Annotated in this window: 13 protein-coding genes; 9 read left to right on the forward strand and 4 right to left on the reverse strand. The window is 69.5% G+C overall.

The window, feature by feature from the left end; genetic code table 11:
- Positions 1-40 precede the first annotated feature (40 nt).
- From SPR02S_RS39730 to SPR02S_RS57365, 4 genes are all read left to right on the forward strand, one after another.
- On the forward strand, positions 41-694 hold the full coding sequence (locus SPR02S_RS39730) for a phosphatase PAP2 family protein (protein ID WP_019062596.1): 654 nt from the start codon (positions 41-43) through the stop codon (positions 692-694).
- Positions 682-1,206, forward strand: a complete 525-nt coding sequence (locus SPR02S_RS39735; protein WP_019062597.1) for a hypothetical protein — start codon at positions 682-684, stop codon at positions 1,204-1,206. Before SPR02S_RS39730 ends, SPR02S_RS39735 begins: the two co-directional genes overlap by 13 nt.
- Positions 1,207-1,215: 9 nt before the next feature.
- Positions 1,216-1,938, forward strand: coding sequence for an HAD family hydrolase (locus SPR02S_RS39740; protein WP_019062598.1), 723 nt, complete (start codon positions 1,216-1,218; stop codon positions 1,936-1,938).
- Positions 1,939-2,047: 109 nt separating this feature from the next.
- Entirely contained in the window at positions 2,048-2,749 is a 702-nt protein-coding gene (locus tag SPR02S_RS57365; protein ID WP_019062599.1) for a Clp protease N-terminal domain-containing protein, read from the forward strand.
- 132 nt (positions 2,750-2,881) lie between these two features.
- Here SPR02S_RS57365 and SPR02S_RS39750 read toward each other — a convergent pair whose 3' ends face one another.
- A complete protein-coding gene (locus tag SPR02S_RS39750) occupies positions 2,882-3,130 on the reverse strand; it encodes a DUF2630 family protein (RefSeq protein ID WP_019062600.1) in 249 nt (82 codons plus the stop codon).
- A gap of 262 nt (positions 3,131-3,392) precedes the next feature.
- Between SPR02S_RS39750 and SPR02S_RS39755 the strand changes: the two genes are divergently transcribed.
- Complete coding sequence (locus SPR02S_RS39755; RefSeq protein ID WP_019062601.1) at positions 3,393-4,118, forward strand: TetR/AcrR family transcriptional regulator; 726 nt, start codon at positions 3,393-3,395, stop codon at positions 4,116-4,118.
- A 9-nt stretch (positions 4,119-4,127) separates the two neighbouring features.
- On the opposite strand, the gene SPR02S_RS39760 is transcribed toward SPR02S_RS39755, so the two are convergent.
- Positions 4,128-4,595 (reverse strand): DUF6214 family protein, encoded by a 468-nt coding sequence (locus SPR02S_RS39760; RefSeq protein WP_019062602.1) that lies wholly within the window; start codon positions 4,593-4,595, stop codon positions 4,128-4,130.
- Positions 4,596-4,822: 227 nt separating this feature from the next.
- Here SPR02S_RS39760 and SPR02S_RS39765 point away from each other — a divergent pair, with 227 nt between their 5' ends.
- Positions 4,823-6,169: an FAD-dependent oxidoreductase gene (locus tag SPR02S_RS39765; protein ID WP_019062603.1), complete on the forward strand. Its 1,347-nt coding sequence runs from the start codon at positions 4,823-4,825 to the stop codon at positions 6,167-6,169.
- A gap of 146 nt (positions 6,170-6,315) precedes the next feature.
- On the forward strand, positions 6,316-7,671 hold the full coding sequence (locus SPR02S_RS39770) for a nucleobase:cation symporter-2 family protein (RefSeq protein ID WP_019062604.1): 1,356 nt from the start codon (positions 6,316-6,318) through the stop codon (positions 7,669-7,671).
- Here the strand turns inward: SPR02S_RS39770 and SPR02S_RS39775 are convergent.
- The gene (locus SPR02S_RS39775) at positions 7,668-8,954 is read right to left on the reverse strand and encodes an SGNH/GDSL hydrolase family protein (RefSeq protein ID WP_019062605.1); all 1,287 of its coding nucleotides are present in this window, start codon (positions 8,952-8,954) and stop codon (positions 7,668-7,670) included. The two genes, SPR02S_RS39770 and SPR02S_RS39775, sit on opposite strands and share 4 nt — an antisense overlap.
- A gap of 76 nt (positions 8,955-9,030) precedes the next feature.
- Complete coding sequence (locus SPR02S_RS39780) at positions 9,031-10,356, reverse strand: extracellular catalytic domain type 1 short-chain-length polyhydroxyalkanoate depolymerase (protein ID WP_019062606.1); 1,326 nt, start codon at positions 10,354-10,356, stop codon at positions 9,031-9,033.
- Positions 10,357-10,593: 237 nt separating this feature from the next.
- Here SPR02S_RS39780 and SPR02S_RS39785 point away from each other — a divergent pair, with 237 nt between their 5' ends.
- Positions 10,594-11,544, forward strand: a complete 951-nt coding sequence (locus SPR02S_RS39785) for a pectate lyase family protein (RefSeq protein ID WP_026151276.1) — start codon at positions 10,594-10,596, stop codon at positions 11,542-11,544.
- 32 nt (positions 11,545-11,576) lie between these two features.
- Complete coding sequence (locus tag SPR02S_RS39790) at positions 11,577-12,371, forward strand: pectate lyase (RefSeq protein ID WP_019062608.1); 795 nt, start codon at positions 11,577-11,579, stop codon at positions 12,369-12,371.
- Positions 12,372-12,540: the final 169 nt, after the last annotated feature.

Below are 12,540 nucleotides of genomic sequence, written 5' to 3' on the forward strand. Positions count from 1 at the left end.
GAGTTGGCTCCGCGCACCACGAGTCGGCGAGGATCGTTCCATGCACTACCCGCCCCACCCACCCCGCCCGACGCTCCGACAGACCACCATCACCCTCGCCCTGTGCTCCGCGCTGCTCCTCACCCTGGTCGCGGCAGAGTGGCACCCGCTGATCGACGCAGACGAACGGATCGCCCGGACCACCCACCGCTGGGCGGTCGAGGACCACGGACTGACCCACACCTTCCGCATCCTGACGGACTGGGTCTGGGACCCACTGACCCTGCGCCTTGTGTGCGCGGCGGCCATGGCCTGGCTGGTGTGGCGCCGTTCGGCATGGTGGACGGCCCTATGGCTGGCGGCCACATGTGCGCTGGGCACACTGTTGCAACAGGCACTCAAGGCACTGGTCAACCGCCCCCGCCCGGTGTGGCCCGACCCCGTCGACTCGGCCCATTACGCCGCCTTCCCCTCCGGACACGCCATGACCGCCACGGTGGTCTGCGGCCTGCTGCTGTGGCTGCTCCACGACCACGGCGCCGGACGCGCTGTGTGGCGTACGGCCATGGCTCTGGCCGTGATCTCCGTGGCGGGTGTGGGGCTCACCCGTGTGTGGCTGGGCGTGCACTGGCCGTCGGATGTGCTGGGCGGGTGGCTCCTGGGGGCGCTCGTGGTGGCGGTGGCCGTCGGGGCGTACGAACGGTGGCGGGTGTGAGCGCGGGCGGGCGGCGGCATCGGTATGTCGGTCCGGCGGAGTTGCTGACTGCCGTGCGGCCGGGTGCGGAGGGCCGGGTCGTACGGTCGGCCGGGGATCTGAACGCCTGGCTGGGCGGACGAGAGCAGGCCGAGCCGGCCGAACCCTTCACCTTCGTCGTCGATCTGGACGGACTGCTGCGGCTGGCACCCCGCCGGAGTGAGCATGTGGCGTGTGCCGGGGGCGCCGATGTGCTGGGTGCGGGCGAGATGGGATTCGAGCAGGCGGCCGGGCTCTGGGTCGTCCGGGAGGTCAGCAACCAGTCCACCGGCTACTGCCCGCACCTCGACTCGTGGTCTGCGGTGGCACGCGCACTCGACCTGGCCGGTATTGACCGTCCCCCGGGTTTCACGCACGCCGTGGTGTTCCGGCGCTGTGAAACATGCCGGGAGATCAACATCGTGCGCGAGGGCGATTTCGTCTGCGTGTTCTGCGGAAGCGACCTTCCCGCCGACTGGAATGTGGCTGCGTAGGATCACCGCATGAATGCCGTCCTCTTCGACTTCTCCGGAACCCTCTTCCGCATCGAGTCCACCGAGTCCTGGCTGCGTGCCGTGTTGCGTGAGACCGGGATCGCGCTGCCCGAACCGGAGTTGGTCGAGGCGGCGCGGGCGCTGGAGTCGGCGGGGGCGATGCCGGGTGGGGCACAACCGGAGCAACTGCCCGAGGAGTTCGCCGAGATGTGGGCGATCCGGGACGAGAGTTCCGCGCTGCACCGGGCCGCGTACACCGGCGTCTCACGTCAAGTCCCGCTCCCCGAGCCGGCGTTGCACGACGCGCTGTACGACCGGCACATGACCCCGGCCGCGTGGACGCCGTACCCGGACACGGAGGACGTGTTGCGGACCCTGCACGAGCGCGGGATCGGCGTGGGTGTGGTCAGCAACATCGGCTGGGATCTGCGGCCGGTGTTCCGCGCGCACGGACTCGACCCGTACGTGGACGCGTACGTCCTGTCGTACGAACACGGCATCCAGAAGCCGGACCCACGGCTGTTCAGCGTCGCCTGCGAGGCCCTCGGCGTCGATCCGAAGGACGTGCTGATGGTCGGTGACGACCTGCGGGCGGACGGCGGGGCGACGGCTCTGGGATGCGGGGTGCACTTCGTGGACCACCGGCCGGTGACGGAGCGGCCGGACGCTCTGCGACCGGTCCTTGAGCTGGCCGGGCGGGGACAGCGGGGACAGGGCGAGCCTCGGAGCTGACCCGGTCAGCGCAACGGAAGCGCCCTCTCGGAACAGGTGGCGGGAGCATCCTTGGGCCAACCGTCAATTACAGATTGACGATTGGGGATCGTCAATTTAAAGTTGACGCATGAGCCCACTCGACATCAGCCTCGCCGACCTGATCGCCCGCCTCGACGAGGAGCTCCCCGGAGCCAACGAACTGACCCGCATCAGCGAAGCGCGACTGCGTGCCCAGACCCTGTCCGACCTCGGTGACCAGCTCATCGACCACTACGTGAGCAAGGCCAAGCAGGTCGGCGCGTCATGGACCGAGATCGGCGACGCCATCGGGGTGTCCAAGCAGGCCGCCCAACAACGCCACGCACCCGGCCCGTTCGAGCGGTACACCAACCTCAACCGGCACAGCATCGTGCTAGCGCAGGAAGCCGCGCGCACGCACAAGCACGACTCCATCGGCACCGAACACCTCCTGCTCGGCCTGCTCGGCGAACCGAAGGGCCTGGCATACGAGGTGCTGGTGGCGAAGACCGAGTCGGAGCAGCGCGTCCGCGACGCGATCGAGGAAGCGCTGCCGCCGGCCGGCGAGAAGGCGCTGCGGGGTCACATCGCGTTCCGGCCGGAGAGCAAGGAGGCCATCGAGCAGGCCCGCCGCGCGGCGGCCGACCTCGGCCACGACTGGGTCGGCACGGAACACACGCTGCTGGGCCTGATCCGCGTCGAGGAGAGTCCGGCCGCACGGATCCTGCGCAACCTCGGCTTCACGCCGGACGAGCTGCAGGAGACGGTCGAGGCCGAGATCGCCAACAGGCTTGCCGGGCGCGGCAAGTAGCGACGAAGCGATCAGCCGTTAAGTCGTTCAGCAGCGACGCGGCAGAACGAAACGACCGGCGGCCGTGCCGGACCTGGCCGACGCGACCTCCCCACCCGTCAACGCACGCCGACGCACGTCAACTCACCCGACTCAGCTCTGATAGCCCTCCACCTCGGACTCCGGCCGCACCCGCGCCTCGTCCGGGTTCTCCCCGAACTCCGCCTTGGCGCGACGCTGGCGCAACAGGTCCCAGCACTGGTCGAGTTCGCGTTCCAGTTGCCCGAGCCTCTGATGTTCCGTCGCGCTGTCGATCGCGCCGGACGCGACGGCCTCCCGGAGCTTGCGCTCGTCGTCGACCATCTCGTTGATCCGCGCGAAAATCTGCTGGTCCTGCTCCATGCCCGTGCGCCTCCTCGGCTCGACACCCGTGCCCACTCTAGGGACGGTTCACGTGCCGTGCGACAGATGTGCGAGAAGGCGGCGCCGGGCGCCGGGTCAAAAGTCGCCCAGGGAAACCATTGGGCGGAAAAGGAGCCGCCCGCCTGAGACGATCCCCCGTGTCGCCCCAGACGGACGGCAGCATGCGCCAGGCCCCCTCGACGGGAGACCCGGATGCCCTGAGTATAGTTGGCTGATAGCCAGTCAACGCAGGAGTTACAGCATGTCCCCGCGCAGCGCCTCGGTCAATGAAGAGTTGCGCAGGCGTTCCCGGGAACGGCTCCTGCACGCGGCCGTGGAACTGGTCGGTGAGCGCGGTTACGAGGCCACGACCTTGGGCGACATCGCGGACCGGGCCGGTTCGGCGCGCGGACTGGTGTCGTACTACTTCCCCGGAAAACGCCAGCTCGTCCAGTCCGCCGTGCACCGGCTGATGCATCGCACGCTGGAGGAGGCCCTGGAGCGCGAGCCCCGGACCGACGACGGGCGGGAGCGGATGGCGCGGGCCATCGACGCGATCCTGGGCCTCGCACACGACCGGCCCGTGCTGATGCGCCAGCACATGGCGGGACTCCTCCAGGGCGAGGGCTTCGTCTCGTGCCCGGAGCAGCGGCGCCTGTCCCAACTCCTCGGCGACACCATCGCGCGGTACGGATCGGGGAACGTCCCCTCCGACTACCCCATGCTGCGCGCACTGCTCATGGGCGCGGTCTACGCGGCGCTCGTACCCGGGGTGCCGATGGCGATCCCGGTGCTGCGCACGGAGTTGTTCGAACGGTACGGGCTCGACTGGGAGTTGGGGATCCCGCCGGAGGCCGGAGCGCGGGTCGGAGCGGTCGACACGGACCTGTCGCGGTTCTTCGCGACGGACGACAGGTCCACGCCCGCCCCCCTGCCCACACCCCAACGCCCGGCCGACGACCGCCCGACCGAGCCCTCCGACGCGTAACGGCCTTGCTCAGCGCCGGGCATGACGAGGCGTCAGAAACCCCGCGTCCCGCGCCTGCGAGATGAGCCGAAGGGACCGGCGCCGACTGTGCCCGGTCGCGCACATCACCGCGAGGACGGGATCGACGCCCTCCTCCTGCGCGGCGCGGTACTCCTGCGCGATCTGCCACCGCCCCTCGATGCCACGCGGCCAGGCCGGCCGCGCCCGGCGCGCCCCGCCCGACTCCGCATCCTCCCCCGTCTCCGGCGACTCCAGCCCGCACGCCTCGAAGAGCGGACCCTCGATCCAGTCGGCCAGCACCGTCAAGTCGTCGAGGGACAGGGCGGGTTGGGCCCGTACGTCTTCCACGGAGAGCTGTTGCTCGGACACCACGGCGAGCGCGTCGACCCGGGCACCGTCGGGGAAGGCCAGCCGGACGTGGAACCACGAGGTGGCACCGTCGTGCTCCTGAACTTCCCACGCGGGCCACACGGACACCGCACCGTCCGCCGGGGAGCGATCGGAAAGATTAACAAAGGATGCTTCTAGCACATACGCAACGTAACCGCATGATCACATTCCATACGAACGGACACGCGCGCCCCCGACGCGTACGGATGCGTTCGGCACCCTGTCAGCGGAGCACCGGTGGTGCGATCCTGGAGGTGTCAGTGGTCTGGCGAATCAGCGTTCTCCTGCGTGCCTGACGGGTGAGGAGTTCCGCCGTGCTGCGTGTCGCCGTCGTCGGCTCCGGGCCGAGCGGGGTCTACACCGCCCAGAGTCTGGTCCAGTTGGAGCCCGGGGTACTGGTCGACGTCCTGGACCGACTGCCGTGCCCGTACGGTCTGGTGCGCTACGGCGTGGCACCGGACCACGAGAAGATCAAGTCGCTGCAGAACAATCTGCGCGCGGTCCTGGAGCACGGGCGGGTGCGGTTCCTCGGCGGGGTGCTCGTGGGCCCCGGCGGACTGCCGGCCGCGCGGCTGCGGGAGCTGTACGACGCCGTCGTGTACTGCGTGGGCGCCGCCACCGACCGCCACCTGGGGATTCCCGGCGAGGAGTTGCCGGGCAGCTGGTCGGCGACCGAGTTCGTCTCCTGGTACAGCGCCCACCCGGACTCCACCGCCGACGGCTTCGTGCTCGGCGCGCGTGCGGCCGTCGTCATCGGCGTGGGCAATGTCGCCGTGGACGTCACGCGGATACTGGCGCGCGGTACGGCCGAGCTGAGCCGCACCGACATCCCGCAGGCGGCGCTCACCGCGCTGGCCGCGAGCGGGGTGACGGACATCCACATGGTCGGGCGGCGCGGCCCCTCGCAGGCCCGCTTCACCACCAAGGAGTTGCGCGAACTGGGCGGCCTCCCGGACACCGAAGTGACCGTGGATCCGGCCGAGTTGGCGCTCGACCCGGGCTGCCTCGACCTCCCCGCCCTGCCCGCGGGCCAACGCCGCAACGTGGAGGCGCTCCGCGCCTGGGCGCACCCGCCCACCCGTGACACCGCACGCCGTATCCACCTCCGCTTCTTCCTCCGCCCCGTCGAACTCCTCGCCGACGCGGGGCACGTGGGCGCGGTCCGCTTCGAGCGCACCGCGCCGGACGGACAGGGCGGAGTGGTCGGTACGGGTCAATTCAAGGAGATCGAGGCGCAGTTGGTGCTGCGCTCGGTGGGCTATCGCGGGGTGCCGCTGGACGGGCTGCCGTTCGACGCCGCGCACGGCACCGTGCCGCACCTGGCGGGCCGGGTCGTACGCGAAGGACGGACCGTGCCCGGCGAGTACGTGGCCGGCTGGATCAAGCGGGGCCCGACCGGTGTCATCGGCACCAACCGCCCGGACGCCAAGGAGACGGTGACGTCCCTGCTCGCGGACGCCTCCACGCTCGTAGCGAAGGAGCTGTCCGAAGATCCGCTCGCCGTGCTGCGTGCGGAGGGTGTCGAACCGGTCGAGTGGGACGGTTGGGAGGCCATCGAGCGGGCCGAGGCGGAGTTGGGGGCCTCGCTCGGGCGGGGTGGTGTGGTCAAACTGCCTGACTGGGACGCCCTGCTGGCGGCGGTACGTGGGGCACACACATAACGGCGTGCGGGGCGCACCCATACCAGCTGGGCATGACACACAGCGGCAACAACCCAGAAATCAACAAACTGTTCAAGGCGCCTACGGTCTCGTTCTGTTCGCATGTTCCCTCCCCCTTTCTCCCTCTCCGCCGCTCAGGAGTGCCCATGGCCACGACCACACCCGTGCATCCCGTCGACGAGGTCCCACCCGTACGACAACTGGCCGCCTTCGGGCTCCAGCACGTGCTCGCGATGTACGCGGGCGCGGTCGCGGTGCCGCTGATCGTGGGCGGGGCGATGAAGCTGTCGGCCGCCGATCTGGCGTATCTGATCACCGCGGACCTGCTGGTGTGCGGGATAGCCACGCTCATCCAGTGCATAGGTTTCTGGCGGTTCGGCGTGCGGCTGCCGATCATGCAGGGCTGTACGTTCGCCGCGGTGTCGCCGATGGTGCTGATCGGTACGACGGGTGGCGGACTGCCCGCAATCTACGGGTCCGTGATCATCGCGGGGCTCGCGATCGCGCTGCTGGCCCCCGTCTTCGGCAGGTTGCTGCGCTTCTTCCCGCCGCTGGTCACCGGCACGGTGATCCTGATCATCGGCCTGTCGCTGCTGCCGGTGGCGGGCAACTGGGCGGCCGGCGGGCAGGGCGCCAAGGGTTTCGGTGAGCCCAAGAACATCGCTCTCGCCGCGTTCGTCCTCGCGGTCGTCATCGGGGTGCAGCGGTTCGCACCGGCTTTCCTCAGCCGGATCGCGGTACTGATCGGCATGGCCGCGGGGCTCGTGGCCGCGGTGGTGTTCGGGTTCACGGACTTCAGCGGGGTCGGGGACGCCGACTGGGTCGGCATCAGCACGCCTTTCCATTTTGGTACGCCCACCTTCCACGCCTCGGCGATCGTGTCCATGCTGGTGGTGGCGCTGGTGACGATGACCGAGACGACCGGTGACCTGATCGCGGTGGGCGAGATGACCGACCGCAAGATAGAGCCGCGCTCGCTCGCCGACGGACTGCGCGCCGACGGCCTCTCCACCGTCCTCGGCGGCATCTTCAACACCTTCCCGTACACGGCGTACGCCCAGAACGTCGGCCTCGTCGGCATGACCCGGGTCCGCAGCCGCTGGGTCGTAGCCGTCGCCGGCGGCATCCTCGTCGTCCTCGGCCTGCTGCCCAAGCTCGGCGCGGTCGTCGCGGCGATTCCGGCGCCGGTGCTCGGCGGCGCGGGCCTGGTCATGTTCGGCACGGTCGCCGCGAGCGGTCTGCGCACCCTGACCCAGGTCGACTTCAAGGACAACCACAACCTCACCGTCGTCGCCGTCTCGGTGGCCGTGGGCGTGCTCCCGGTCGGGGTGCCGACGATCTACGCGCAGTTCCCCGACTGGTTCCAGACGGTGATGAACAGCGGCATCAGCGCGGGCTGCCTGACGGCGATCGTGCTGAACCTGCTCTTCAACCACCTTCCGGCGAAGGGGAGTTCACCCGTGACCGCCCCGTCCGCCGCCGTGCAAGAGCCGGCCGCCTAGCGCAGCAGTCCGGCGGGGACCGTCGCGGCCAACACCCCGTACCCCGCCGGATTGAGATGCAGCCAGTCCCCGACCTGGAGGGCCGGGAGCAAGCGGCGCGGGTCGGCGGGATCGCGTACGGCGCGGTCGAAGTCGAGGACCGCGTCGAAGCAACCGGCCGTGCAGATCCAGGAGTTGACCACCTGGCGGGAGGACTCGCGTTCGCCCGCCGGGTCGTCGTAGGTGTTGCCGCCGAAGGGGAGCAGGGTCGCGCCGTAGACGCGGATGCCCTGGGCGTGGGCGCGGACGACGATCTGGCCGTAGGCGTCCAACAGGTCTTCCGTGACCCGGTGTTGGGCGGCGGAGGTCGCGTCCGCGGTGCCGATGTCGTTGACGCCCTCGAAGACGATGAGGCGGGTGACTCCGCTGCGGGAGAGGACATCGCGGTCGAGGCGGGCGAGGACGTTGGGGCCGAGGCCGTCGTTGAGGACGCGGTTCCCGCCGGCGGCCTGGTTCAGGATCGCCACGGCGGCGGTGTCGGGGTGGGCGCGGAGCCGGTCGTAGAGCTGGTCCGGCCAGCGGTTGTTGGCGTTGGTCGTGGAGCCCCGGCCGTCGGTGAGCGAGTCGCCCAGGATCGCTACGGCCGTGGTGGCGCACGGGGCCAGGACCTCCACGTCGCTCAGCAGATACCAGTGGTCGACCGGGGTCGCCCCGGGCAGCAGGTCCTGGTCCTCGGTGTGGTCGCCGGTGCGGAGGTACGACGTCGTGCGCGAGCCAGGGTGCGAGGTGAGCGCGAGCGAGGGCTGGCCCGTCGCCAGGTAGGTCGTCACGGTGAGGACGGACGCGGGGCGCAGGTCCAAGTCCAGTGGGTCGGAGACCAGTTGGGCGCCGACGGGGACGGTCGCCGATCTGCGTCCGGCGAAGGTGACCGATCTACTGCTGCCGGGCACGATCGCGCTCGCTCCCGCCCTGCCGTCCTGCGGGAGGGCCAGTGTCACGGCGGTGAGCGGGAGCGGGGTGTCGCCGTAGGCGTTGGAGAAGCGCAGGCGCAGCTTCCGGCCGCCGGTGGTGATACGGAGCGTCTGGCGCAGGGTGGTGTCGGCCAGGACCGACTTGGTTCCGGTGAAGGGTGCGGGTGGGAGGTTGCCGGGCTCGGTGAGTTGAGGCATCGCCGTCCAGGTGGTCACCCAGTGCGCGACAGCAGGCACCGAACTCCCGTTGGCGCGTACGGGGTTGGTGGCGACAAGGGCCGACAGCGCTGTGGTTGTGGTGGCGACGATCGCCGTCCGTCTCGTTGGCTGCACAGAACCGGCCTTCCTCGGCGGGGAGTTGAGGGCGAGGGTGCGCGCCGGAGGTGACGGACGCGCACCCTGGACGGGGTCAACCGACCGTGCAGGCCGTCCCGTTGAGCGTGTAGGCCGTCGGCGCCGCGCTGTTGCCGGTGTGGTTCGCCTGGTAGCCGATGGTCACGCTCGCGTTGGGGGCGATCGTGCCGTCGTACGACGCGTTGGTGGCCGTCACCGTGCCGGAGGCCGGTGTGTAGGTGGCGCCCCAGCCGTTGGTGATGGTCTGGCCGGTGGGCAGGGTGAAGCCGAGCTGCCAGCCGTTGACCGTGCTGGTGCCGGTGTTGGTGAGGGTCACGGAGGCGGTGAGGCCGGTGTTCCAGGCGCTGGTCGTGACGGTCACCTTGCAGGGGCCGGTCGAGGGAGGGGGCGTGGTGCCGTCGCCGCTCAGGCCGAAGAAGGTGAGGACGCGGGCGCCCGTGCCGTAGGTGTACAGGTTGTGGGTGGCGCCCTGGAGGCTGATCGCCTCGACGGGGGCCCGGTCACCGGTGGCGCCGTAGCGGGTGCGGGTCCAGCCGGTCGCCGGGGAGTCGGTGGCGGCCGGGGTCTGGCTGACGCCCAGCACGTTCGTCCACTGTTTGGTCTCCTCGCCGAAGTTGGGGTAGCGCAGGATGTCGTCCGCGGTGCCGTGCCACAGCTGCATGCGGGGGCGGGGGCCGGTGTAGCCGGGGTCGGCGCCCCGGACCAAGTCGCCCCATTGCTGCGGGGTTTGGACGACCGTGCCGTTCGCGCAGGCCGTGTTCCACTCGGAGCCGTCGGTGGTGGCGAAGCAGCCGAACGGTACGCCGGCGAAGGCGGCGCCCGCCGCGAACACGTCGGGGTAGTCGCCGAGCAGGACGTTCGTCATCATCGCGCCGGAGGAGATGCCCAGGGCGAAGACGCGGGAGGTGTCGGCGGTGTAGGTCGCGGTCACCCAGTCGACCATGGACTTGATGCCGACCGGGTCGCTGCCGCCGTCGCGGTGCAGGGCCTGGGGCGAGGAGACGTCGAAGCACTTGCTGGCGCGGGTGACCGACGGGTAGACGACGATGAAGCCCAACTGGTCGGCCAGCGAGGCGTATTCGGTGCCGGAGTACATCGCCGGGCCCGATCCCCCGCAGTAGTGCACGGCCACGACGATCGCCGGGTGCGCGGTGACGGCGGCCGGGACGTACACGTACATCTGCAGGTTGCTGGGGTTGGTGCCGAAGCCGGTGACCTCGGTGAGGGTGGCGGTGGGGACGGCCTCGGTGCGGGCGGCGGCCGGGGGTGCCATGAGGGTCAGGGCCGCGAGTAAGGGCACCAGTGCTCCGAAGAGGGCGACGAGTACCGAACGCGGCGGTTTTCTCGATGACTTGAGGGTGTCGGCGGCTGTGGGGCGCACGTCATCGTCCCTTCCTGATCGCGGCTCGTGCGGCATCTTTCGGGGAGAACAATCGGCATCGTGACATGGACATGGGTGCCATGGAAGCGCTCCCACGCTTCGAATAGTTTCTGCACAAGCGTTGACTAGAAAGCGCTTGCACTCTACGTTCCGTTCAGAAGTGTGACCGCGCGATCCTTCATGGTGCACATCGTTCACGTACACGATCACTCCATCCCCTCGAAGGGACGCACCCGCATGCGTACTCGAAGATCAGCTCTGGCGGCGACCGCTCTCGCCGTAGCGGCTGCGCTCGCGCTCCCCCAGTCCGCGTCGGCGGCCGACTCCTCGCCGGTCGGTTTCGGTGCCGGGACGACCGGTGGCGGTAGCGCCGCGGCGGTCACGGTGTCGACGCTGGACGCCTTCAAGTCGGCTGTCACCGGCAGCAGTTCGAAGGTGGTCAAGGTCAACGGCCTGATCTCGCTGAGCGGTCAGGTCGACATCGGGTCCAACACGACGGTCCTGGGCGTCGGTTCGGCGTCCGGGTTCACCGGTGGCGGGCTGCGCCTGAAGAAGGTGACGAACGTCGTCGTCCGCAACCTCAACATCAGCAAGCCGGTCGCGCCGGCCGACGGCATCACGGTGCAGGCGTCGACGAAGGTGTGGATCGACCACAACGCCTTCTCGTCCGACCTCGACCACGGCAAGGACTACTACGACGGCCTGCTCGACATCAGCCACGCCTCCGACTACGTCACCGTCTCCTGGAACACCTTCAAGAACCACTACAAGGGCTCGCTCGTCGGCCACAGCGACAACAACGCGAGCGAGGACACCGGGCATCTGCGGGTGACGTACCACCACAACTGGTTCGACCAGGTCAACTCCCGCATCCCCAGCCTGCGTTTCGGCACCGGGCACTTCTACGACAACTACGTCGTCGGCGCCGAGACCGCCGTGCACTCGCGCATGGGCGCCCAGATGTTCGTCCAGAACAACGTCTTCCGGGACACGGAGGTCGCCGTCACGACGAACCGGGACAGCGACGTGGACGGTTACGCCAACCTCAGCGGCAACGACCTCGGTGGAGCCGCCACCGAGATCTCGCGGGTCGGCACGTTCACCAGCCCGCCGTACAGCTACACCGCCGAGCCCGCCTCGACCGTCGTCGCCTCGGTGACGTCCGGCGCGGGCACCGGAAAGCTCTGACCACTCCCCCACCTCGGAGAAGGAATCGGGACATGACTTCTTCCGTACGACCACGCGTACTGACCGGCGGACTGGCCGCCTTCGGCCTCTCCGTTGGCATGATCATGGCATCCGGCACGCTCTCGCCGGCCAGTGCCGCGACCTGGCCCACCGCTAGCGGCAGTCAGGCGGTGACCTCGACGATCTCGGTCTCCGGCACCAAGGACTACGGGATGCTGCGCCTGTACGGCAGCGGTGACCTGGGCACGGGCAGCCAGGACGAGGACCAGGGCCCCATCCTGGAGCTCGCCGCCGGTGCCGTCGTCAAGAACGTCATCATCGGCTCGCCCGCCGCCGACGGCATCCACTGCCTGGGCAGTTGCACGCTGCAGAACGTCTGGTGGGAGGACGTCGGCGAGGACGCGGCGACCTTCCTCGGCTCCTCGTCGTCCAACGTGTACACCGTCTCCGGCGGTGGCGCGAAGGAGGCCAGCGACAAGGTGTTCCAGTTCAACGGCGCCGGGACGCTCAACGTCTCCAACTTCGCGGCGCAGACCTTCGGTACGTTCGTCCGCTCGTGCGGCAACTGCAAGACGCAGTACAAGCGCACGATCAACCTCAACACCATCGAGGCGACCTACAAGGGCAGCCGGATCGTCGGTATCAACACCAACTACGGCGACAGCGCGACCCTGAAGGCGATCACGATCGTCGGGGACACCAGCAAGAAGATGATCCCCTGCCAGAAGTACATCGGGAACAACACGGGCGCGGAACCGACGACCAACGGCACGGGCGCGGACGGGACTTACTGCAAGTACGCGTCCTCGGACATCACGTACAAGTGAGCCCGACCCGGTGACGGCGGCCGTACGAAGCGTCCCCGCACGACGCTTCGCACGGCCGCTCCGGCGAAGACCGGTCCCACGGCCGGGCGACGCCCACGCCCATCCCGGACCGGACCATGTCAGTGGCTGGCGGTTGAGCGGCAACTGAACCGCAGGTCAAGCACCCACC

The organism is Streptomyces prunicolor NBRC 13075, from assembly GCF_000367365.1.
GTDB lineage: Bacteria > Actinomycetota > Actinomycetes > Streptomycetales > Streptomycetaceae > Streptomyces > Streptomyces prunicolor.